The following is a 21625-nucleotide window of genomic DNA, read 5'->3' as shown; positions in this document are numbered from 1 at the left end:
GGCTCAGGCACCCAGGGCGGCGACAAGCGCCAGATCGATCAGTTTGATGGCGGCAAACGGCAGCACGATGCCGCCCAGCCCGTAGATCAGCATGTTCCGGCGCAACAAGGCGGTGGCGCTGGACGGACGAAACCGCACGCCACGCAAGGCCAGCGGAATCAACGCCGGAATGATCAGCGCATTGAAGATCAGCGCCGCCAGCACGGCATGCCGCGGGCTGGACAGCTGCATCACGTTGAGTGCGGCCATTGAGGGAATCGCTGCCGCAAACAACGCCGGCAAAATCGCGAAATACTTCGACACGTCGTTGGCCAACGAGAAGGTGGTCAACGCACCGCGCGTGATCAACTGCTGCTTGCCCACTTCGACCACCGCCAACAGCTTGGCCGGATCCGAATCCAGATCGACCATGTTGCCGGCTTCCTTGGCCGCCTGCGTGCCAGAGTTCATCGCCAGGCCCACGTCGGCTTGCGCCAGCGCTGGAGCATCGTTGGTGCCGTCGCCCACCATTGCAACTAGCCGCCCGCCTGCTTGCTCGGCGCGGATGCGTGCCAGCTTGTCTTCCGGGCGCGCTTGCGCGATGTAATCGTCCACGCCAGCTTCTGCGGCAATGGCGGCAGCGGTGAGCGGGTTGTCGCCGGTGATCATCACCGTCTTGATGCCCATCGCACGCAACTGCGCAAACTTTTCCTTGATGCCCTGCTTGACCACGTCGCTCAATTCGACCACACCGAGCACATGCCGGCCTTCGGCGACCACCAGCGGTGTGGCGCCGCCGCGTGCCACTTCTTCGATACGCCCGTTCAACTCCGGCGACACCGTGGCGCCCTGTGCCTGCACATACGCCACGATGGCATCGCCGGCACCTTTACGAATCGCGCGACCAGCCAGATCGACACCCGACATGCGCGTTTGCGCGGTGAAAGCGATGAAATGCGCGGCTTCCGGTTCGACAGCCACGGCACCTTGTTGGCGCGCGAGCTTGACGATGGACTTGCCCTCCGGCGTGGGGTCGGCCAGCGAGGCCAGCATCGCGGCATCGCGCAACTGCGCACGGTCGATACCGGCCAACGGATGAAATGCGGTGGCCTGGCGGTCGCCGTAGGTGATGGTGCCGGTCTTGTCGAGCAGCAGCACATCCACGTCGCCAGCCACTTCCACCGCCTTGCCGGATTTAGCCAGCACATTGGCCGACAACGCGCGATTCATGCCGGCAATGCCGATCGCCGGCAACAGGCCGCCGATGGTGGTCGGGATCAGGCACACCAGCAATGCGATCAGCAGCAGCGGGTCCAGCGTGACACCGACAAAGCCCGCGATCGCCGGCAACGACGCCACCACGATCAGGAAGGTCAGCGTCATTGCGGCCAGCAACAACGTCAGCGCGATTTCATTCGGCGTCTTCTGCCGATTGGCGCCTTCCACCAGCGCGATCATGCGATCCAGAAAGCTGTGGCCGGGTTCGGCCGTGACCTTGAATACGATCTCGTCGGACAGCACCCGTGTGCCGCCGATTACGCCACTGCGATCGGTGCCGGCTTCGCGCAGCACCGGTGCCGATTCGCCGGTCACCGCCGCTTCGTTGATGGTGGCAAGGCCGCGCACGATCTCGCCATCGGCCGGGACGAATTCGCCTTCGGACACCATCACGTAATCGCCTGGACGCAGCTCGGCCGCCGGCACGCGGGTTTCGCGCCCACCCAATGCGGTTTCGACGCGACGCGCGATCAGGTCCTTGCGCGCACGGCGCAACGATGCCGCCTGCCCACGGCCACGCGCTTCGGCAATGGCTTCGGCAAAATTGCCGAACAACACGGTGACAAACAAGATCACCGTCACTGCCCAGCCAAAACCGGCATTGCCATAGCCGCTGGCGGTGATCACCGCTGCCAGCAGCGTGCCGCCCATCACTACCGCCATCACCGGGCTACGCAGCAGATGCCGTGGCGACAGCTTGATAAAGGCCGCACGCATCGCTGCGATCAGCACCGCAGCATCGAACAACGCTGCGTCACCGCGCTCGCGTTTTTCAGTTGTATCGATCGTAGACATGCTCATTCTCAGGACGCCGCCAGGGCGAGGTGTTCAGCGATGGGGCCCAGCACCAGTGCCGGCATGAACTGCAGCACGGTCAGCACGAGCACGATCGCCATCAAGGTCAGCGCAAAGGTGGGTGTTTCCACCTGCAGGCTGCCGGCCGATTCGGGCGCGCGCCGCTTTACCGCCATGCGTGCAGCCACCATCAACGGCAGGATCAAGGCCGGGTAGCGGCCCAGGGCCAGCACCACCGAGCAACTCAGATTCCACCAATACGTGGCATCGCCCAGCCCTTCAAAACCCGAGCCGTTGTTGGCGAAAGCCGAGGTGTACTCATAGAACACCTGGCTGATGCCGTGGAAGCCCGGATTGGAATTGCCGGTCAATGCCGGCACCGCCAGTGCCACCGCGGTAAAGCCCAGCACCACCAGCGGCTGCAACAAAATCAGCAGTGCCAGCAACTGCACTTCGCGCGCTTCGATCTTGCGGCCGAACAATTCGGGCGTGCGCCCAGTCATCAAACCGGCCAGAAACACGCTCAATAACAGGTACACCACAAATTGCTGCAGGCCACAGCCGATGCCGCCCCAGATGGCGTTGATCAGCATATCCACCAACGTGACCAGACCACTCAGCGGCGCCAGCGAATCGTGCATTGCATTGACCGAGCCATTGGACGTCTGCGTGGTCAACGCCGCCCAGAGCGCGGAAGCATCGGCGCCGATGCGTACTTCCTTGCCTTCCATCAAGGCCGGCGAGGCGGCACTGGCCGAATGCGCTTCGGACCACATCAACAAGGCCGTGGATGCAGCCGACATCGTCAACATGGTGCCGAACACCAAGGCCGTGAGTCGCTTGCGCCCGGTCAGATAGCCGACCATGAACACCACGCTCATCGGCAGCAGCACCAGTGCCAGGGTTTCCAGCACGTTGCTCAACGGCGTGGGGTTTTCCAATGCCACCGAACTATTGGGGCCATACCAGCCACCGCCGTTGGTGCCGAGCTGCTTGACCGCCACCATCGCCGCCACCGGTCCCACCGGAATGGTCTGCGTGGTCATGCCGGCGCTGCTGTCCAGCGGTGCGGCCGTAGCAGCGCCTTGCAGCGTGGATGGCACGCCTTGCCAGCCGAGCAACATGGCCCACACCAGAGACAGCGGCAACAGCACGCGCACGCTGGCACGGATGACGTCGGCCCAGTAGTTGCCGACATCGGCCTCGGGCAGCGCCTCTGCGCCTGACGTTGGCTGCTGCCCTGCATGGCGCGCCAACGCCGTCTGCGGGTCGTCCTGCTCGGTCATTCCTGGCCGGGCGCTCGCTGTCGCGTCCGCTGCCAACGCGCCATCGGACACGCGTGCGACGGCGCGCCCACCGAACAACGCGCGCAAGGTTGCTACCGCCAACGCCAGACCCATCATCGGCGTCACCACCTGCAGGCCGACGATGCCGGTCATCTGCGCCAGGTACGACAGCTGCGCCTGGCCGGAGTAATGCTGCTGATTGGTATTGGTGAGGAACGACACCATGGTGTGCAGCGCGGTATCCCAGCGCATGTTGGGAATGCCATCCGGATTGAACGGCAGCCACGCCTGGGTCATGAACACGCCCAAGGTCAGCAGCCCGACCACCAGGTTGCTGAGCAGAAACGCGATGGTGTAGCCGCGCCACGACATGCCCTGCTGCGGGCGGGTGCCGAGCAATGCGTACAACGGCCGTTCGATCCAGCCGAACAGCGCATCGCCACGCATCGGCGCACCACGCATCACCGCCGCCAGATAACGACCCAGGGGCCACGCCAGCACGATGGCCAGCGCATAAACAAGAAAGGTTTCACTCATTGGAGCGCACTCGCATCAGAAGTCTTCGGGCCGCAGCACCACGTACAACAGGTAAGCCGCGGCAACGAGTACGGCCACGCCGCACAGCAGGGACAACCAGGCAGGCATGTCGGCTACTCCCCGTGACGCGCACAAGGGCGCAAGGCCGCTGCGCTGCGCGCGGGCGCATGCGGCAGCTGCATGACAACAAGGCAAGGCGCTGCCGCACCGCGCGCGCAGCGCCGATGGAGCAGACAGGTCAAGGGATGCATCAGGGTCGTCCACGGCGGAACCGCTCCGCCACTGCGCGCAGTCTCGTCCCGAGCTGCGTAAAGTCGCTATGGACATGCCATGGGCACCGCGTAAATTCTGCATAAAAGCGGCCGCGCGGTGGTTGCTCGGTGCCTGGATTGTTTGCTCGCCTGTGTGCGGTTACGGCTTGGATGCGGGCGATTGGTTGGTTTGGCTGAGGGTGGGTGCTTGAGCGGCGATTGGTCGAGGCGATTGGTCGAGGGCGCACTGCCCTGGCCGGTTCCGGGACACGCCGTGAATCCGTCCGTGGAGGCTCGGTGGCGGCATCCATGCCGCCACACGGTCCCGGAACCGGCCAGGACAGTGCGCCTGTCGAGTTGGTTGCGTGCGGATGGAACGGCGACACGCAGTGGCGCAGATAGATGACGTTGTGGGGTTGATTGAGCTGATGCGGCTGACGACTCAGCTACAGACGTAACGACACGATTGCTGTACGTGAGTACATTATTTTTATATGTGGGCTCTTCCCATAAAAAAGCGAGGAGTAGAAACTCATCTGCTCGCCACAGCACCGCACGCAAACGATGCCCTGCTTTTAACCACGCATACCGACATTCTCGAATGGCCCTTGCCCGCCCACCGTCGCGGGACCTCACGCGGCATGGATGCCGCGTAAGAGCCTACAAGGACGTACTTGCGGCGTGTCCCGTGATGGTGGGCGGGCAAGGGCCCTGCAGCGACCGCACAGATCACCGGCTTCTCGCCGTCGCTCATCGAACGCAACGACATGCAGAGGTGCGAGCGCACTTTGGCAGCATCTGAAAACCCAAGCCAGTGTGATCGCAGGACGCGTTGCCCTACCCGTTAGCGAAATACACCATCAACCGATGACTCGAGGCTCCCTAGCGGCATCCATGCCGCAACAAGGCCAAAGAGAAAATCCCATTTGTTCGCAATCTGCACAGCAGCCACGCAAGTGCAATGGCAAGGCGAACACAGGTCATGGCAATCATCCACCGCTGATGTGAGCAAACGAGGGCTCGGTATTGCCCTGACGCCTTACCGCAGCGGTACGTTCAACACCGATGGCGTTGCCACCGGCGAGGTAAACGTCACCAAGCCGCCGCCATCGCTTGCATCGGTGTAGCGCGTATCGCGGGTATCGATGACCAACACCAATCGCTGCCCTGCGGGGATTTCGGTGGCGGCGGCCTGCAGCGACCAGTCCAGGGTTACCGCGCGGCCGGGCGTTGCATCGCGCAGCGAGTAAGGCGCATGCGTGATCAACGAGGCAATGCCCAACGCGTCCATGCGGTACAGATACGCAAACAGGCTCACCTTCGATTGCGTGGGCACCACCGTGATGCGTAACGACGGACTGCCCGCCAGCTGACGCACACCGCTAGCCGGCGACCCAACCCATACCGCCGCGCCAACACGCGTGACCAGCGGAATCGAGGTGGTCACCGGCAAGCCGATGCCTTGCAACAGGCCGCTGACCAGCACCACGCCAGAGTCGGCCAGGGTCGGCACGTCGGTGGCAATGCGCGATTGCCATCCGCTGGCCGTGCCAGCGATCAATCCGCCGGTGGGGCTGAGCAGCCCGGCCGGTGCAGACAGACCCAGGCGCGTGGTGCCTTGCTGCACCGATGCCCAATCCGGATACGTCAGCCATTGCCCGGCGCGCGGCGATAGCCGCACCGGCGCTTCGGCATCCACGCCATTGCGCACTTGCTTGAGGTGGCGATCGAACCAACGCGTGGCGGCGGTGTAAACCTGGTTGGGCAGGCCCAAGGCGCCGGGCAGTTCTGTGGTGGCGTGATCGCCCTGGCTCAGCAGCAGTTGCTTGGGCCCGCGCAGCTGATTGAAGAAGGCGATGGTTTGATTCGGCGGGAACAAGCCATCGTTGAAGGCATTGCCCAGCAGCACTGCGGTGCCGCGCGCGTTGAGCGCGGCCACGTCGGTGACCGGGCTGCGCGAGGCCGCCTGCGGCAGGAAGCCCTGCACCGCACCATCGAAATCGCCCTGCGCCACTTTCGTACCGATCTGCGCCAGATCCGGGCCAGCACGTCCGGTCAATGCGCCAGCGCCGACCAGCAGCCCAACACCTTGCTGGCTGACGGTGCGATTGGAATACAGCGAGGCCTCCAGATCGGCCCAGCCACTGAGCGCAGCCACTGCCTTGATGCGCGGGTCGCGCTCGGCGGCCAGCAGGCTGATGCCCGCGCCATAGGAGATGCCGGACGCGCCGATCGCATTCGGGTTGGCCGGCGTATGCGCCAGCGCCCAATCGATGACCGCACTGACGTCTTCTACGGTGTCCGGCCCGGCGATGTCGATCTGCCCGGCCGAATCCCAGAACCCGCGCGAGGTGTAGCTGACGACGACATAGCCATCGCTGGCCAGCTGAGTGGCGCGGCCCAGATATTCCAGATTGGGCAACGACCAACTGGCCGGCATCACGATCAGCGGAAACGGCCCGCTTCCCTGCCCCTGCGGCACCAGCACCAGCGCCCCCATCGGCGTGCCATCCCAGCCGGGGATGCGCTCGTAGGTCTTGCTGAAGGCGCCTGCCGCGGCCGATGCCGACGACACCAGCAACGCCACCGCGGCGATGCCACGGATCCAAACCTTGTTCATGCTGCTCTCTCCCACGCAAAGCCGGGCCGGGATAGCCCAGCGGCAACTGCCATGCATCCGTGGTTCGGGGGAGAACCCGGCGAACGTACCAGACGGTACGGTATGGGTTCAAGGCGGGGATTGGGGATTGGGGATTGGGGATTGGGGATTGGGGATTGGGGATTGGGGATTGGGGATTGGGGATTGGGACTCGGGACTCGAGAGGCGGGAGGCGGGAGGCGGGAGGCGGGAGGCACGAATTTGATGCCGGTAATGAAGCACGGGCGTTGAGCCGCCGAGCCGCCGACACAACCGCCCCACTCGACACACGCCCTCATGGCGCCACTGCGACCGAATTTTTCAGAGGCATAGCCGTGCTGCAACCAGCGCGATATCGCGTGGCCGTTTTGTCTTCGCGAAACACATCGGCAGGACGGGTGAGACCTAGAACGTCGCCCCGCAGCACCGCGCTCGGCAACGCAGGCAGTTCGGAGACGCGCCCTACCACGCTCGCCGATGCGCATCGCCCGGCTGGCACCGCCACAACTGACACACCGCCCAGCGCTAGCTTTCGTGACCCGTCAGCGCAGCAGCACCAGCCGCCACTCCCTCAACCGACGAAGTGCTGATACCCACGCTGTGGCGGTTGCCAGGGATGGCCGTCGGCGTCGTGCACCACCACGCCTGGTGCGGCAACGATCTGGCCGATGCGCGTGGCAGCCACGCCGGCAAATGCCATTGCCTGCAGCACCGCATCACGGTGCTGTGGGGCAGCGGTAAAACACAGTTCGTAGTCGTCGCCGCCGCCCAATTGCCAGCCGATGCACTGCAACGCGCTGATTCCATCGCTGCACGGCATCTGCGGCAAGTCAGTCAACGTCAGGTGGGCGCCCACACCACTGCGCTCGCACAGATGGCCCAGATCCGCTAGCAGGCCGTCGGAGACATCCACGCAGGCATGGGCAAGCCCACGCAGCCGCAATCCTGCCTGCACGCGCGGCTGCGGACGCAGCAAACGGCTGCGCCATGCTTCATGCAATGGATCCGCTGCCACACGCGTGACATCCAACGCGCCGGCCTGCCACAGCGACAACGCCGCCGCCGCTTCGCCCAGCTGGCCGGTCACCCACACGTCATCGCCCACCCGCGCGCCATCGCGACGCAGCGCAGCCCCCGGCGGCACGCTGCCGATCGCGGTGACCGCGCACGACAACGGCCCGCGCGTGGTGTCGCCGCCGACCAACGCGATGCCATGCGCATCGGCAAGCGCGAAGAATCCATCGGCAAATGCGTCCACCCACGCCAGATCATCGTGCGGCAAGGACAGCGACAAGGTGCACCAGCGCGGCTGTGCGCCCATCGCGGCAAGGTCGGACAGGTTGACCGCCAGCGTCTTCCAGCCCAGATCGTCGGGCAGCGTTTCGTGCGGAAAATGCACACCGGCATTGAGCGTGTCGGCAGTGATGGCCAACTGCTCGCCGGCCGGCGGCTGCAGCAACGCCGCGTCGTCGCCGATGCCCAGCGGCACATCGGCACGCGCGGCGATGCGCGTGCGCAGACGCGCAATCAGATCGAATTCGGGCATGGCAACGGGAATCGGGAATCGGGAATCGGGAATGGAGAATGGAGAATGGAGAATGGAGAATCGCAAATGCGGCGGGTGGTCGCGAGCAGTGGGGCTCTTCACGATTCCCCATTCCCGACTCCCGATTCCCGCGGCTCAGGCGCCGCTGACGCCGCCCGACTCGACCTTGCGCCACTCCACCGCAGCGCGATCCAGCACGCCGTTGACGTAGGTGTGGCCGTGTTCGGAGCCGAAGCGCTTGGCGGTTTCGATCGCTTCGTTGATCACCACGCGGTATGGCACGTCCTGCCGATGCAGCAGTTCAAAGGCGGCCAGACGCAGCACCGCACGCTCGATCGCATCGACCTCTTCCACGCCGCGATCCAGATACGGCGTCAACGCAGTATCCAGCTCGGCGCGATGGGTGAGCACGCCTTCCACCAGGCTTTCGAAGTACGCCAGGTCGGCCACTTCGTGCGCCTGCTCATGCGCAAACTGGCCGATCACCTGCTTGGCGAAACCACCCGAGATCTGCCAGGCATACACCGCCTGCAAGGCGCGGCGGCGCGCGCGCGAGCGCAGCACCGGGTCGATACCGTCGCGACGGCCGTGGCGGGCATGTCCACCGGACTTGCTCATGGCAACAACTCCATCAAATTCACCAGTTCCAGTGCGGCAAGCGCGCATTCCTCGCCCTTGTTGCCATGGCTGCCGCCGGCACGCGCCTCGGCATCTTCCACCCGCTCGACCGCCAGCACGCCATTGAGCACCGGCACGCCGGTCTGCAATTGCACGCTCATCAGGCCTTCGGCACACAGGTCGGCCACATGTTCGTAGTGGCGGGTATCGCCACGGATCACGCAGCCCAGCGCGATGATCGCGCCGTGCTGGCCGGACTGCGCCACGCGGTTGGCAGCGATCGGAATTTCCCAGGCGCCCGGCACGCGGATCACGTCGATGGCGTCCTCGCCGACGCCGTTGCCGGCCAGGCTCTGGCGTGCACCGGCAACCAGCACGTCGGTGATACGGGCATTCCAGCGGCTTGCGATGATCGCAAAGCGCGCGGTGGTGGGGCGAAGATCGCCTTCGTAGTGGGTCATGCGGGTCGGCAACTCGAGGGGGCAAGGAGTTTAACAGCTGCCGGGCCCAGGCCCGGCCGACATGTGAGGCAGCGGTCTGCCGAAGCAGACACTGCCGGGCGTCCTGGACGCCCTGGTGCACCAGCTGCAGCGCGTTGTGCCAGCGGCATGCGGTTGTCTACGGGCCACGGGCGACATCACCGCCACCCGCTCCTTCGACGCCCGCACCCGCTAGCCACCACGCGCTGCCGGGACTGGATGCGCTACGGCATCGCGGTCGGCGGCACCGAACGCACCGCTTCGCCCGCGTGGCATTCCAGATACTCCACCACTTCCAGCCCGAAGCCGGCCAGGCCGACCTGGCGGCGCGGGGTGCCCAGCACGCGCAGCTTGCCCAGGCCCAGTTCGGCCAGGATCTGCGCGCCGGCACCGTTGCGACGCCACTGGCTGACATCCTTGGCGTTGGCGGAAGCTTCGGGCTGCTGACGCAGCCGCGCCAACAGCGATTCGCTGTCGCGCGGTGCCGACAGCACCACCATCACGCCCTGCCCTTCGGCAGCGATCGCACGCAAGGCATCGGTGGCGGCCACCCCGAAATCATCGCGCTGCCAATGCAGCAGATCGGCCAGCGGGTTTTCCACCTGCACGCGCACCAGCGTGGGGGTGTGCGGATCGGCCGCGCCGCGCACCAGCGCAAAGTGCAGGTCGTGCGCGATGCGGTCGCGGTAGGTCACCAGTTTGAACGGCCCGAACTCGGTAGTGATGTCGCGCTCGTCCACCCGCTCGACGGTGTGCTCGTTGGCCAGGCGGTACGCGATCAGATCGGCGATCGAGCCCATCTTCAGCCCATGCTCGCGGGCGAACACTTCCAGCTGCGGGCGGCGCGCCATGCTGCCATCCGGGTTGAGCACTTCCACCAGCACGCCGGCCGGTTCCAGCCCCGCCAGCATCGGCAGATCGCTGGCGGCTTCGGTGTGCCCGGCACGGGTCAACACGCCACCGGGCTGCGAAATCAGCGGGAAGATGTGACCCGGCTGACTCAGGTCCTGCGGCTTGGCATCCGGGCGCACCGCGGTCCGCACCGTGTGCGCACGGTCGTACGCCGAAATACCGGTGGTGACGCCCTCGGCCGCCTCGATGCTGACGGTGAAGTTGGTCTGAAACTGCGCGGTGTTATTGCGCACCATCGGCGCCAGGCCGAGTTGCGCGCACCGCTCGCGGGTCAGCGACAGACACACCAGCCCGCGCGCATGGGTCACCATGAAATTGATGTCCGACGGCTTGACCAGCTCGGCGGCCATGATCAGATCGCCCTCGTTTTCGCGGTCTTCGTCATCGACGATCACCACCATGCGCCCGGCACGCAACTCTTCGATCAGCTCGGGAACCGGCGCGAAATTCATGCCTCACCCCGCGTGCCGAGCAAACGTTCGACATAGCGCGCGACCAGATCGATTTCCAGATTCACCGCAGCGCCCACCGCAGTGGCCGCAAACGCGGTATTGGCGACCGTGTGCGGAATCAACGCCACTTCAAAGCCATCCTGGTCCACTTCGTTGACGGTGAGGCTGACACCATCCACGCAGATCGAGCCCTTCTTGGCCACGTAGCGCAACACCGCCGGTGGCGCCGCAAACCGCCAGCGCTGCGCGCGCGCATCCTCGTGCACCGATTGCACCTGACCCAGCCCATCGACGTGGCCACTGACCAGATGCCCGCCCAGGCGGTCGGTCGGGCGCATCGCACGTTCCAGATTGATCACCGCGCCTTCCGGCAACGCGCCCAAGGTGGTCAGCGACAGGGTTTCGGTAGACGCATCGGCCTGAAAACTGCTCGCGTCGAACGCGATCACGGTCAGGCAAACGCCATTGATCGCGATGCTTTCGCCCAATTGGACCGCGTCGAACGGCAAGCTGCCGACAGCGAAGGTAAACCGCACATCGCCACCCTGCGGTTGGCGCGCCGCCAGACGGCCCACGCCTTCAATGATTCCAGTAAACATCAGCACACCCCCGTTTGCAGTAGCGATCGGGGTGAGTTGGCGCGATGGAAGGTCGCGATGCAACGCGACAGGTAATGCAAAGACATAGTCGTTTCTCGCAGAAGTTGAGCGAAAAACGCCGCAAGGCAAAGCAAACAGGCGCGCGCACAGCCGCAAGGGCTGCGCGTTGGCCGTCTTCTTTCATCCGGACTATACCGTCGGCTCCGGCATCGGACCGGATCTGCTGACCTTCGCACCACGCCCGGCACATAACGCCCCGGACACCGCTGCGAAGCGCTCGCGGGCTCGCACGCTTGCACGTGCCTACCGCCGGTGGGGAATCGCACCCCGCCCTGAAGACGTTCGTAAGTACCGGCGAACCGGCCGGCGCAGTTTAACAGCGCGCATCGGCGCCATTGCTGACCACCAGCTAAGGCCAACAGGACGCTGTGTCGTGTCAGGAATTTCCCCATAGCCAGTTTTGTGAAGAGTCTGTTAAATTGCGCGCCGCGGCGGGAGACGTCGCGCTTTTTTCCAGCCTGCAACAGGCCGGAAGACACGGACATCAACTCAGAGAGAACACTTATGCGCACCACCCTGATTCTGGCTGCCCTGCTGGCCGCCACCCCGTTTGCCGCCGCTGCTGAAGGCCTGAGCTACAGCTACGTCGAAGGCGGCTGGAACCGCACCGAAATCACCGTGAACGGCGATTCGGACGATCTCGACGGCGGCTACCTGCGCGGTTCGTGGAAGATTGCCGAGCCGGTCTACCTGCTCGCCGGCTACCAGCGCGCCACCAAGGATTTCAACCTCGGCTCTGGCTTTGTGCTCGAAGGCACCTTGCAGCAGGCCAGCTTCGGTATCGGCTATCGCCAGGAAATGACCGAGCGTGTCGAGTTCATCGCCGACATCAGCGTGCTGCGCTCCAAGGTCGAATCCGACCTGCGCCTGCGCGGCCGTTCGATCGACGACTCCTCCGACACCAGCAGCCTGGGCTTCGGTAACCTCGGCCTGCGTGGCAAGCCCTCGCCGCGGACCGAAGCATGGATCAAGGCCGGCTACATCGACGGCAGCGACGTGGACGAAGGCGAATTCGTCGGCACACTCGGCGGCCAGGTGAACTTCACCCCGACCTGGGGCCTGGTCGGCGAAGTCCAGTTCATCGACAACGCCAATCAGTACCGTGTCGGCGTGCGCGCAAGCTTCTGATCGACGCGCTGCAGCTACAAAAAAGGCTCCGCTTGCGGAGCCTTTTTTGTCAGCCACTCCTGGCGCGATTAGGGTGCCCCTGAAGGCAAACGCGTTTCGCGACGGCTGCAAGCACAACCAGCAGAATGGGTGGTGGAAGCCGCGTCTCTAGCGCCTGCAACATCGCACGCACGCTTGCTGCGATTTGCATCCAGAAACGTCCAGAAGCCGGAGCATGCCGTCGACCACGACACCAACGCCGCATCCTGCTACTGATTGATCGTGGTTTCGATGACATCGACGATCTCACTGACGGGGATCGTGAAAACTCCAGCGTTGCCTTCTTCAAAAGCAGTCCGCCAGGTTGTGTAGCCCTCCAGATACTCCGGGTTCACCGCGGCCTGGCCGACAAGCGTCGTGACGGAGCTTTCGAGTGTCGTTCTGGACACCGGAGAATGCGGCAACTCCGTTGAGATGGCGTTGGGCGCACGCGCATTTTTTACCCGAACGTCGCGAACGCTGATATGGAACACTTCGCCAATCTTCGGCTCGATCTCGATCCTGTTGATCTGCAGCGTCGATCCCGGCTCTTCGGCCCTGCTGCGGTATTCCCAGACTTGCCCTTCCGCAAACTGCCGGGCTTGTGCAGTGTCCATGGTCATAGTGAGAAATCCGATGACAAGAAGAAAAGTGAGCTTCATCTAAAGAGGCTTAAGAGCACGTGTTGGTAGGCAGTGTCTAACCGTCGTCTGCATCGTTGGTCCTTTCGGGCCCGCCCTGCCCCCGGCAGGCTATGCATTCGGTAAGGTCACCCTCAAGCTTCAACGCTTACAGAACACGTGAGCTACAGAATCAGCAGCCTGCAACGTTCTCTTGCATCAGAGCCAGCGCTCATTCAACGGCACCAGGCAGATAGCGCAGCCGCAGGTCCTGGCCAAGTTGGCGCACATCGGCCAGATGCAGCGTGCGACGCTGCGCCATGGTGTCGATGCCAAGCCCGGCCAACAACGGTCTGGCGGCATCCCCCAGCACCACCGGCGCCAGATAGACCAGCAGTTCGTCGACCAGACCAGCTTGCAGCAGCGCGCCGCTCAGGGTTGCGCCGGCTTCGGCGTGCACTTCGTTGATGCCGCGCTCGGCCAGCAGCGCCAACACCGCTCCCAGATCGAAGCGACCGTCGTGCAGTGGCATCCCGACGAACTCGGCGTTGTGCAGCGGCGTCGCTGATGCAGCGTTGCCATGTAGATAGAGCGTCGGTGCATCGCCCTGGCGAATCTTCTCGCACTCCAGGGTGCGCAAGCGCGCATCCAGTACGACCCGCAACGGCGGCACGAAAGGTGTGTCATCGCCCAGACGCACCGTCATCGCCGGATCGTCGGCCAGCACCGTGCCGGCACCGGTCAGGATGGCACCGGCACGCGCGCGCCAGCGTTGCACGTCGGCACGTGCGTCGGCACCGGTGATCCACTTCGACTCGCCGCTGGCCAGCGCAGTGCGCCCATCCAGGCTGGCGCCCAGCTTGACCCGCAGCCACGGGCGGCCACGCTCCACCCGCGACAAAAATCCACGATTGAGCGCGCGCGCCTGCGCCTGCAGCACGCCGCTGACCACCTCGATCCCCGCCTCGCGCAGCAGCGCGAAACCACCGCCGTTGACCTGCGGAAACGGGTCGGCCATCGCCGCGACCACGCGCGCCACGCCAGCCTCGATCAAGGCCAATGCGCACGGCGGCGTGCGCCCGTAATGCGCGCACGGCTCCAACGTCACATACGCGGTCGCTCCGCGTGCACGCTCGCCGGCAGCGCGCAGTGCGAACACTTCGGCATGCGGGCCACCGGCGCGTTGATGGAAGCCTTCGCCCACGCACATGCCATCGCGCACGATCACGCAGCCCACCATTGGATTGGGGCGCGTGGTGTAGGCACCGCGTTCTGCCAGGCGCAGTGCCTGCGCCATCCAGCGGTGGTCGTCGGCCGTCACGTTCATTGCGTTGCTCCCTCCGGCGCGATGGCCATCACCACGATCTGCATCGGGCCAAGCAATAGCTCGGCATGCGTGTGCCAGCCAAGCCGCTGATAAAACGGCACCAGCGCAGGTTGGCAATACAGATACAGCAGCGGCACCTGCAATTGCGCAGCCGCACGCACGCAGTGCGCCACCAGTGCTTCGCCGATGCCCTGCCCGCGCGCCTGCGGCTGCACGTACAGCGATGCCAGCCAGGGCGACCATTGCCGGATGCGGCCATCGTCGTTCTCCAGCAGGCTGACCGAACCGAGCCAGTGCGACTGATCGAGCGCGACCCAGGTGGTGGGAATCACGCCATCGCGGGTATGGCTGCGCAGTTCGCTCAACGCTTCGTCGATGTTCCAGTCCGGTAACAGGCTGCCGAAGGCCTGCAGATGCGCCTGCGCGATGGCAGGCAAATGTTCTGGCGTGTCCGCCACGCAGGCGATGCGCATGCGCTCAGCGCTTACCGGGTTTGCCGGCACGTTCCAGCGCCGCTTCCAGCAGCGGCAATTGCTCGCTACCGACCGGAAGCTCGCGTTCGAGCTTTTCGATTTCTTCGCGGAAATCGGCTACGTCCTGAAAACTGCGATACACCGAGGCGAAGCGCACATAGCCCACATGGTCGAGTTTGCGCAGCTCGACCATCACGTATTCGCCCACGCGTAGCGAACCCACTTCGCGCTCGCCGGACATCCGCAGCTGATGCACCACCGCGCGCACCGCCGCTTCGATCTGCTCTTCGGACACCGGGCGTTTCTGCAGCGCGCGGTCGAAGCTGGTGCGCAGCTTGCGCGCGTCGAACGCCTCGCGCCCGCCATCGCTCTTGACCACCGTCGGCAGTTTCAGCTCGATGGTTTCCAGGGTGCTGAAACGCTCGCCGCACGCCTCGCACTCACGGCGCCGACGAATCGTCGTGCCGTCTTCGGACACCCGCGAATCGATCACGCGGGTGTCGTTGTGCTGGCAAAAGGGGCAGTGCATCAGGTTGCCGAGATTGGTGAGTGGGGATTAGGGATTGGCAACAGCAGGAACAAGGACGCGCTTGCCGCGCATCCCCAATCCCGAATCACCAATCCCGGCACCTCAGCCATACACCGGATACTTCTTGCACTGCGCAGTTACTGCATCGCGCACCTTGGCCAGCACTGCTTCGTCGGCCGGAGCATCCAGCACGTCGGCGATCCAGTTGGCCAGGTCGATGCTGTCCTGCTCCTTGTAACCGCGCGTGGTGATGGCCGGGGTGCCCAGGCGCAGGCCCGAGGTCACGAATGGCGAACGCGGGTCGTTGGGTACTGCATTCTTGTTGACGGTGATGTGGGCCTTGCCGAGCGCGGCCTCTGCATCCTTGCCGGAGACATCGCGGCCGATCATGTCGACCAGCATCAGGTGGTTCTCGGTGCCGCCGGAGACGATCTTGTAGCCGCGCGCGATCAGCGTGTTGGCCATGGCCTGGGCGTTCTTGACCACCTGCTGCTGGTAGGTCTTGAAGGCCGGTTCCAGCGCTTCCTTGAACGCGACCGCTTTCGCCGCGATCACGTGCATCAACGGGCCACCCTGGATGCCGGGGAACACGATCGACTGCAGCTTCTTCTGCAGCTCTTCGCTGGCGCCCTTGGCCACGATGATGCCGCCGCGCGGGCCGCGCAGGGTCTTGTGGGTGGTCGAGGTGACCACGTGCGCATGCTCCATCGGACTCGGATAGACGCCGGCGGCAACCAGGCCGGCGACGTGCGCCATGTCGACGAACAGATACGCACCCACACTGTCGGCGATGGCGCGGAAGCGCGCCCAGTCGATCTTCTGCGAGTACGCAGAGAAACCGGCCACGACCATCTTCGGCGTGTGCTCGGTGGCCAGGCGCTGGACCTCGTCGTAATCGATCAGGCCCTGCTCGTCGACGCCGTACTGCACCGCCTTGAACAGCTTGCCGGAGACATTGACCTTGGCACCGTGGGTCAGGTGGCCACCATGGGCCAGACTCATGCCCAGGATGGTGTCGCCGGGCTGCAGCAGCGCCAGATAGACCGCCTGGTTGGCCTGCGAGCCGCTGTGCGGCTGCACGTTTGCGTAGTCGGCACCAAATACCTGCTTGATGCGGTCGATCGCCAGTTGCTCGGCGATGTCGACAAACTCGCAACCGCCGTAATAGCGCTTGCCCGGATAGCCTTCGGCGTATTTGTTGGTCAGCTGGCTGCCCTGGGCCTCCATCACCAGCGCGCTGCAGTAGTTCTCGCTGGCGATCAGTTCGACGTGATCCTCCTGGCGGCCAACTTCAGCGGCGATGGCCTTGGCCAGTTCGGGGTCGTAGGTTTCCAGTCGGACGTCGCGCGAGAACATTCGAAGCTCCGGGGCAGCTGCAGCCAGTAGGGCCGCCGATTGTAAGCCCCCGCCGCACGGGTGACCAATCGCGCTGCTGTTGCGGCAATGCGCCCGGTCGGCCGGCGCGCGGCGCAAACGGCAAAGGCGCACCGAAGTGCGCCTTTGTGTGATGACCGGCCCGATTGCTCGGCGAGCAACCCGGTGCCTGCTCAGTTGTTGAGGACCAGGTCGGCGATGACGCCGGTGGCGATGGCGACCAGCAGCAGATTGCCGGTGTTGTCGCGCTGCCAACGGTAGCCGTACGGCGGGCGACGCAGGTTGTAGCGGTCATAGTCGTTCACAACATAGACCGGTCCGTGATAACGCTGGCCACGGGCCCAATACGGGCGCGGCGGCGGGCCAGCGCGGTAGTAGGTGGGGCGATCGTAGACATAGACCCGGTTGCGGTCGTAGCGACGGTCCTGATAGCGGGCATCGCGATAGCCCTCGCGGTAACCGTTGCCGTAATAGCGGCGGTCGTCGCGACGTTCGGCCCGGCGGTCATCGCGCCAGTCGCGACGGTCGTTGCCCCAGTTGCCGCGATGATCGCGGCCGCGGTCGTGGCGATCGTCGCGGTCATGCCCGCGGCGATCGTGGTCGCGGTCCCAGTCGCCGGCGAACGCAGCCGGGGCCATGGAGCCCAACGCCAGGATGGAAGAAAGCACAACAGTGACGATGCGATTGCGGTTCATGACCAGCTCCTGTTTGCGATGTCGCAATTTCATTAAGACGCTGCTCGCCTTAACGCATTCTTGCTGGAATCGATTACGAAAACGCCTATTCAGGTAATAGGTAGGCTGCCGTTTAGCTACACGCCCGTCTGCCGCGGCCCCGGGCACTTGCCCGTATAATTGCCGCAATCCCTTTTCCGCCGCCTCCGGCCTCGGCCGGCGGGCTGCCTGCGTCCACGGAGCACCCATGTCGCAATATATCTACACCATGAACCGCGTCAGCAAGGTGGTCCCGCCCAAGCGGCAGATCATCAAGGACATCTCGCTGAGCTTCTTCCCGGGCGCCAAGATCGGCCTGCTTGGCCTGAACGGCGCGGGCAAGTCGACGGTGCTGAAGATCATGGCCGGCGTGGACACCGACTTCGAAGGCGAAGCCCGTCCACAGGCCGGCATCAAGGTCGGTTATCTGGCCCAGGAACCGCAGCTCAACCCCGAGCACACCGTGCGCGAGGCGGTGGAAGAAGGTGTGGGCGATGTACTGCAGGCCCAGGCCGCGCTGGATGCGGTGTATGTGGCTTATGCCGAAGAAGGCGCCGATTTCGACGCGCTGGCCAAGGAACAGGAACGCCTGGAAGCGATCCTGGCCGCGGGCGATGCGCACACCCTGGAAAACCAGCTGGACGTGGCCGCCGATGCGCTGCGCCTGCCGCCGTGGGAAGCCATCGTGGGCAAGCTGTCCGGTGGTGAAAAGCGCCGCGTGGCGCTGTGCCGCCTGCTGCTGCAGAAGCCGGACATGCTGCTGCTCGACGAACCGACCAACCATTTGGACGCCGAATCGGTGGAGTGGCTGGAACAGTTCCTGGCGCGCTACACCGGCACCGTGGTGGCGGTGACGCATGATCGCTACTTCCTGGACAACGCCGCCGAGTGGATCCTGGAGCTGGACCGCGGCCGCGGCATTCCGTGGAAGGGTAACTACACCGACTGGCTGACCCAGAAGGACGAGCGCCTCAAGCAGGAAGACAACCAGGAAAAGTCACGCCAGAAGGCGATCCAGAAGGAACTGGAATGGTCGCGGCAGAACGCCAAGGGCGGTCGCACCAAGGGCAAGGCGCGTCTGGCCCGCCTGGAAGAACTGCAGTCGGTCGATTATCAGCGCCGCAATGAGACCAACGAGATTTTCATCCCGCCGGGCGAGCGCCTGGGCAACTCGGTGATGGAGTTCAAGAACGTCTCCAAGAAGTTCGGCGACCGTCTGCTGATCGACAACCTGTCGATGATTGTGCCGCCCGGCGCCATCGTCGGCATCATCGGCCCCAACGGTGCCGGTAAGTCGACCCTGTTCAAGATGATCACTGGCCAGGAAAAGCCCGATTCCGGCGAAATCGTGGTCGGCCCCACCGTGCAGCTGTCCTACGTGGACCAGAGCCGCGATGCACTGGAAGGCAACCACAACGTGTTCCAGGAAATCGCTGGCGGCCTGGATATACTCAACATCAACGGTGTGGAGATTCAGTCGCGCGCCTACATCGGCCGCTTCAACTTCAAGGGCCAGGACCAGCAGAAGATGGTCGGTGCGCTCTCCGGTGGCGAGCGCGGCCGTCTGCACATGGCCAAGACGCTGCTGCAGGGCGGCAACGTGCTGCTGCTCGACGAACCGTCCAACGACCTGGACATCGAAACGCTGCGTGCGCTGGAAGATGCGTTGCTGGAGTTCCCAGGCAACACCTTCGTGATTTCGCATGACCGCTGGTTCCTCGATCGCATTGCCACGCACATCCTGTCGTTCGAAGGCGACTCGCATGTGGAGTTCTTCCAGGGCAACTACCGCGAGTACGAAGAAGACAAGCGTCGCCGTATGGGCGATGACGCGGGCCCGAAGCGTCTGCGCTTCAAGGCGCTGAAGTAAGCGCGTTCAAGTTGTCACGATCAGGGCGCCGCTAGGCGCCCTTTTTGTTTGTGGGGTTTGGGGGCGGCAGGTGTGAATGTGTGGTGCTGTTTGGTGTGCGGGTGTGTGACGCGTTGGTGCAGGCAACGCTGGGATGCGGCGTATCTGAGCGATTACGCGGGCGCTTGCGCTTGCCATGATTGGGTGCATCACTGGTGGTCGAGGGCGCGATGCCCTTGCCGCTTCCGGGACACGCCGTGAATCCGTCCGTGGAGGCTCCGTAGCTGCATCCATGCCGCTACAGGGTCCCGGAAGCGGCAAGGACATCGCGCCTGTTGCGTTGATCGAGCACTGATGGAATCGAGTGGTGCTGCGTTGCGGGGTACGAGGGACAGGGCACGAGGTACGAGTTGATCGGGTGCGACGTCGACCACGGCTGGACGGTGTGCATGCGCTACAGAACGTGCAGTAGCTGCAGAGCTACACCTGTCCAACTCTGCGCGGCCGGCAGCCATCGTCACGCTTGGTGCGCGATCGCTTCGGCACGGCCGCGTTTGCGCACGTGACCGTGCACGGATAAAGAAACGCGTTACAGATCGTAGGACAGCACGTCTTCGAAGCCGAAGGTGTCGAAATTCTCGATGCGCGAGGGATACAGGCGACCGACCAAGTGGTCGTATTCGTGTTGCACCACGCGGGCATGGAAACCTTCGGCCTCGCGCTCGATCGGGCTGCCGTCGGGGGCGAAGCCGCGATACCGGATGTGGCGGTAACGCGGGATCACCGCGCGTAGGCCGGGAATCGATAGGCACCCTTCCCAGCCGTTTTCCATCTCGTCCGACAGCGGCTCGATCTGCGCATTCGCCAAGGCCGTGCGCGGTACCGTGGGCGCGTCCGGATAACGCTCACTGACTTCGAAGCCGAACACCATCAGTTGCAGGTCCACCGCGATCTGCGGAGCGGCCAGACCGACGCCGTGCGCATCATCCATGGTCTCGAACATGTCGGCCACCAAGGCATGCAACTCGGCACTGCCCAAGTTGGTCACCGGTGGCGCCACGCGCAGCAGGCGCTTGTCGCCCATGCGGATAATTTCGCGAATCATATCGATGCTCCTCAAAAACACGACAGCGATTTTAGAACGGCCAACACACGCTAGCGAGCGGCTGCCGGGCGGAATGGGTGGCGCCAACCGGAATGTAGGAGTGATGCATAACGCTTCCTGGCACCGGCCGCGCCTGCCTTTGGTCAAACATGCCGTGGTTAAACGGTCGCCTTGTTGGTCGCTCTCAGCGCGGCAGACGCAGCGAGATTAGCGGTGCAGACTGCCATGGCGCCAAGGGCGCCAATCCGTCCGGCCTAGTGGTCGCGCAACCGTTTTATTGCTTGCTTTTAGCGCAGCAGCCGCAGAGTGGGTAGCGATGCAGTGCAGGACTGCGATCCGCCGCAGCGCTCAAGCGCCGATCCGCTGCCCGCTCTCGTCCAGCACGGGTTCGCCGTCTTCCTTGGCGAATGCGCTGGTGGCCAGCGGCAACAGGTCGAGCACCCGCTCGGATGGACGGCACAGGCGCGTACCCAACGGCGTCTGCACGAACGGGCGATTGATCAGGATCGGGTGCGCAATCATCGCGCTCAACAGTGCGGCGTCCTCCAGCGCGGGATTGTCCAGTCCCAGCTCCAGATACGGCGTGCCCTTCTGACGCATGGCATCGCGCACCGACAGACCGGCATCGGCAATCAGCGATTGCAACGTCTGTCGGCTGGGCGGGTGCTGCAGGTAGTCGACGATCTGCGGTTCGATGCCGACATGCCGAATCAGCGCCAGCGTGTTGCGCGACGTGCCGCAGGCGGGGTTGTGGTAGATGACGGCGTGCATGCGTGACCTGTTCGGTTGGATGGATGCGTGTGTCGCTGCAATCGTTGACGATCGAAGCACTCTGCAGGACGCGCAGTGTACGAGTGGACGTGTCGAGTCCGTACACGCACGCCTGCGCTTTCCTGCAGGCCTGTCTGCTTGCCCGCTGCGGCCTATCGCTGTGCTGGCTGTTGGTTTCTGACGGCTGGTTGGTCACTGCTGCTTGCCGCTCGCAGGCATTGGGTCGGCGGTGTCGACTGCGTCGTTGCGGCGAAATCGTGACCCCCTCCCACGGAGCAGGAACGTACG

General features: G+C 64.4%; 19 protein-coding genes and 1 riboswitch. Of the genes, 2 read left to right on the top strand and 17 right to left on the bottom strand.

Annotated features, from left to right (window positions below; all coding sequences use genetic code 11):
• Nucleotides 1–3: 3 nt before the first annotated feature.
• The 9 genes from kdpB to ASF90_RS13395 all read right to left on the bottom strand — a co-directional run bounded on the left by kdpB (nucleotide 4) and on the right by ASF90_RS13395 (nucleotide 11370).
• Nucleotides 4–2052, bottom strand: a complete 2049-nt coding sequence (kdpB, locus tag ASF90_RS13435; RefSeq protein WP_055851428.1) for a potassium-transporting ATPase subunit KdpB — start codon at nucleotides 2050–2052, stop codon at nucleotides 4–6.
• An 8-nt stretch (nucleotides 2053–2060) separates the two neighbouring features.
• Complete coding sequence (kdpA, locus tag ASF90_RS13430) at nucleotides 2061–3875, bottom strand: potassium-transporting ATPase subunit KdpA (RefSeq protein ID WP_055850883.1); 1815 nt, start codon at nucleotides 3873–3875, stop codon at nucleotides 2061–2063.
• Between the two features lie 15 nt (nucleotides 3876–3890).
• Complete coding sequence (locus ASF90_RS13425) at nucleotides 3891–3983, bottom strand: potassium-transporting ATPase subunit F (RefSeq protein ID WP_006452907.1); 93 nt, start codon at nucleotides 3981–3983, stop codon at nucleotides 3891–3893.
• Nucleotides 3984–5165: 1182 nt separating this feature from the next.
• Complete coding sequence (locus tag ASF90_RS13420; RefSeq protein WP_055850880.1) at nucleotides 5166–6746, bottom strand: CocE/NonD family hydrolase; 1581 nt, start codon at nucleotides 6744–6746, stop codon at nucleotides 5166–5168.
• Between the two features lie 589 nt (nucleotides 6747–7335).
• Nucleotides 7336–8310 (bottom strand): thiamine-phosphate kinase, encoded by a 975-nt coding sequence (gene thiL / locus ASF90_RS13415; protein ID WP_055850877.1) that lies wholly within the window; start codon nucleotides 8308–8310, stop codon nucleotides 7336–7338.
• Between the two features lie 135 nt (nucleotides 8311–8445).
• Nucleotides 8446–8928, bottom strand: coding sequence for a transcription antitermination factor NusB (gene nusB / locus ASF90_RS13410; protein ID WP_055850874.1), 483 nt, complete (start codon nucleotides 8926–8928; stop codon nucleotides 8446–8448).
• Entirely contained in the window at nucleotides 8925–9389 is a 465-nt protein-coding gene (ribH, locus tag ASF90_RS13405) for a 6,7-dimethyl-8-ribityllumazine synthase (protein WP_055850871.1), read from the bottom strand. The genes nusB and ribH overlap by 4 nt, the downstream gene beginning before the upstream one ends.
• 242 nt (nucleotides 9390–9631) lie before the next feature.
• Nucleotides 9632–10771 (bottom strand): 3,4-dihydroxy-2-butanone-4-phosphate synthase, encoded by a 1140-nt coding sequence (gene ribB / locus ASF90_RS13400; RefSeq protein ID WP_055850868.1) that lies wholly within the window; start codon nucleotides 10769–10771, stop codon nucleotides 9632–9634.
• A complete protein-coding gene (locus ASF90_RS13395; RefSeq protein ID WP_055850865.1) occupies nucleotides 10768–11370 on the bottom strand; it encodes a riboflavin synthase in 603 nt (200 codons plus the stop codon). Before ASF90_RS13395 ends, ribB begins: the two co-directional genes overlap by 4 nt.
• Before the next feature lie 168 nt (nucleotides 11371–11538).
• Nucleotides 11539–11714, bottom strand: a riboswitch (FMN riboswitch).
• Nucleotides 11715–11934: 220 nt separating this feature from the next.
• On the opposite strand from ASF90_RS13395, the gene ASF90_RS13390 reads away from it, so the two are divergent.
• On the top strand, nucleotides 11935–12558 hold the full coding sequence (locus ASF90_RS13390) for a hypothetical protein (RefSeq protein WP_055850863.1): 624 nt from the start codon (nucleotides 11935–11937) through the stop codon (nucleotides 12556–12558).
• Between the two features lie 248 nt (nucleotides 12559–12806).
• Here ASF90_RS13390 and ASF90_RS13385 read toward each other — a convergent pair whose 3' ends face one another.
• The 6 genes from ASF90_RS13385 to ASF90_RS13360 all read right to left on the bottom strand — a co-directional run bounded on the left by ASF90_RS13385 (nucleotide 12807) and on the right by ASF90_RS13360 (nucleotide 17594).
• The gene (locus ASF90_RS13385; RefSeq protein WP_055850860.1) at nucleotides 12807–13238 is read right to left on the bottom strand and encodes a hypothetical protein; all 432 of its coding nucleotides are present in this window, start codon (nucleotides 13236–13238) and stop codon (nucleotides 12807–12809) included.
• A gap of 190 nt (nucleotides 13239–13428) precedes the next feature.
• Nucleotides 13429–14523, bottom strand: coding sequence for a bifunctional diaminohydroxyphosphoribosylaminopyrimidine deaminase/5-amino-6-(5-phosphoribosylamino)uracil reductase RibD (ribD, locus tag ASF90_RS13380; protein WP_055850858.1), 1095 nt, complete (start codon nucleotides 14521–14523; stop codon nucleotides 13429–13431).
• Nucleotides 14520–14996, bottom strand: a complete 477-nt coding sequence (locus ASF90_RS13375; RefSeq protein ID WP_055850857.1) for a GNAT family N-acetyltransferase — start codon at nucleotides 14994–14996, stop codon at nucleotides 14520–14522. The genes ribD and ASF90_RS13375 overlap by 4 nt, the downstream gene beginning before the upstream one ends.
• A gap of 4 nt (nucleotides 14997–15000) precedes the next feature.
• On the bottom strand, nucleotides 15001–15525 hold the full coding sequence (gene nrdR / locus ASF90_RS13370; protein WP_005997276.1) for a transcriptional regulator NrdR: 525 nt from the start codon (nucleotides 15523–15525) through the stop codon (nucleotides 15001–15003).
• Nucleotides 15526–15627: 102 nt separating this feature from the next.
• Entirely contained in the window at nucleotides 15628–16881 is a 1254-nt protein-coding gene (gene glyA, locus ASF90_RS13365) for a serine hydroxymethyltransferase (RefSeq protein ID WP_055850854.1), read from the bottom strand.
• 191 nt (nucleotides 16882–17072) lie between these two features.
• Nucleotides 17073–17594 carry an RcnB family protein gene (locus ASF90_RS13360; RefSeq protein ID WP_055851425.1) on the bottom strand — a complete coding sequence of 174 codons (522 nt, stop codon included), beginning with the start codon at nucleotides 17592–17594 and terminating at the stop codon, nucleotides 17073–17075.
• 226 nt (nucleotides 17595–17820) lie between these two features.
• On the opposite strand from ASF90_RS13360, the gene ettA reads away from it, so the two are divergent.
• On the top strand, nucleotides 17821–19482 hold the full coding sequence (gene ettA, locus ASF90_RS13355; protein WP_055850852.1) for an energy-dependent translational throttle protein EttA: 1662 nt from the start codon (nucleotides 17821–17823) through the stop codon (nucleotides 19480–19482).
• 568 nt (nucleotides 19483–20050) lie between these two features.
• Here ettA and def read toward each other — a convergent pair.
• Complete coding sequence (def, locus tag ASF90_RS13350; protein WP_055850850.1) at nucleotides 20051–20566, bottom strand: peptide deformylase; 516 nt, start codon at nucleotides 20564–20566, stop codon at nucleotides 20051–20053.
• A 348-nt stretch (nucleotides 20567–20914) separates the two neighbouring features.
• Nucleotides 20915–21337 (bottom strand): arsenate reductase (glutaredoxin), encoded by a 423-nt coding sequence (arsC, locus tag ASF90_RS13345; RefSeq protein WP_055850848.1) that lies wholly within the window; start codon nucleotides 21335–21337, stop codon nucleotides 20915–20917.
• Between the last annotated feature and the right edge of the window lie 288 nt (nucleotides 21338–21625).

Origin of the sequence: Xanthomonas sp. Leaf148, assembly GCF_001423585.1 — a bacterium.
Lineage (GTDB): Bacteria > Pseudomonadota > Gammaproteobacteria > Xanthomonadales > Xanthomonadaceae > Xanthomonas.
Note: the sequence above shows the minus strand (reverse complement) of the source record. Positions and strands in the feature narration are given on the sequence as shown.

Bases quoted from the DNA above. Each gene is read 5' to 3' on its own strand.
- def (WP_055850850.1), bottom strand. From the start codon at position 20,566: ATGATTCGCGAAATTATCCGCATGGGCGACAAGCGCCTGCTGCGCGTG.
- arsC (WP_055850848.1), bottom strand. From the start codon at position 21,337: ATGCACGCCGTCATCTACCACAACCCCGCCTGCGGCACGTCGCGCAAC.
- ASF90_RS13425 (WP_006452907.1), bottom strand. From the start codon at position 3,983: ATGCCTGCCTGGTTGTCCCTGCTGTGCGGCGTGGCCGTACTCGTTGCC.
- ASF90_RS13385 (WP_055850860.1), bottom strand. From the start codon at position 13,238: ATGAAGCTCACTTTTCTTCTTGTCATCGGATTTCTCACTATGACCATG.
- ettA (WP_055850852.1), top strand. From the start codon at position 17,821: ATGTCGCAATATATCTACACCATGAACCGCGTCAGCAAGGTGGTCCCG.
- nusB (WP_055850874.1), bottom strand. From the start codon at position 8,928: ATGAGCAAGTCCGGTGGACATGCCCGCCACGGCCGTCGCGACGGTATC.
- ribH (WP_055850871.1), bottom strand. From the start codon at position 9,389: ATGACCCACTACGAAGGCGATCTTCGCCCCACCACCGCGCGCTTTGCG.
- ASF90_RS13420 (WP_055850880.1), bottom strand. From the start codon at position 6,746: ATGAACAAGGTTTGGATCCGTGGCATCGCCGCGGTGGCGTTGCTGGTG.
- ASF90_RS13360 (WP_055851425.1), bottom strand. From the start codon at position 17,594: ATGAACCGCAATCGCATCGTCACTGTTGTGCTTTCTTCCATCCTGGCG.
- glyA (WP_055850854.1), bottom strand. From the start codon at position 16,881: ATGTTCTCGCGCGACGTCCGACTGGAAACCTACGACCCCGAACTGGCC.
- ASF90_RS13395 (WP_055850865.1), bottom strand. From the start codon at position 11,370: ATGTTTACTGGAATCATTGAAGGCGTGGGCCGTCTGGCGGCGCGCCAA.
- nrdR (WP_005997276.1), bottom strand. From the start codon at position 15,525: ATGCACTGCCCCTTTTGCCAGCACAACGACACCCGCGTGATCGATTCG.
- ribB (WP_055850868.1), bottom strand. From the start codon at position 10,771: ATGAATTTCGCGCCGGTTCCCGAGCTGATCGAAGAGTTGCGTGCCGGG.
- ribD (WP_055850858.1), bottom strand. From the start codon at position 14,523: ATGAACGTGACGGCCGACGACCACCGCTGGATGGCGCAGGCACTGCGC.
- kdpB (WP_055851428.1), bottom strand. From the start codon at position 2,052: ATGTCTACGATCGATACAACTGAAAAACGCGAGCGCGGTGACGCAGCG.
- ASF90_RS13390 (WP_055850863.1), top strand. From the start codon at position 11,935: ATGCGCACCACCCTGATTCTGGCTGCCCTGCTGGCCGCCACCCCGTTT.
- kdpA (WP_055850883.1), bottom strand. From the start codon at position 3,875: ATGAGTGAAACCTTTCTTGTTTATGCGCTGGCCATCGTGCTGGCGTGG.
- thiL (WP_055850877.1), bottom strand. From the start codon at position 8,310: ATGCCCGAATTCGATCTGATTGCGCGTCTGCGCACGCGCATCGCCGCG.
- ASF90_RS13375 (WP_055850857.1), bottom strand. From the start codon at position 14,996: ATGCGCATCGCCTGCGTGGCGGACACGCCAGAACATTTGCCTGCCATC.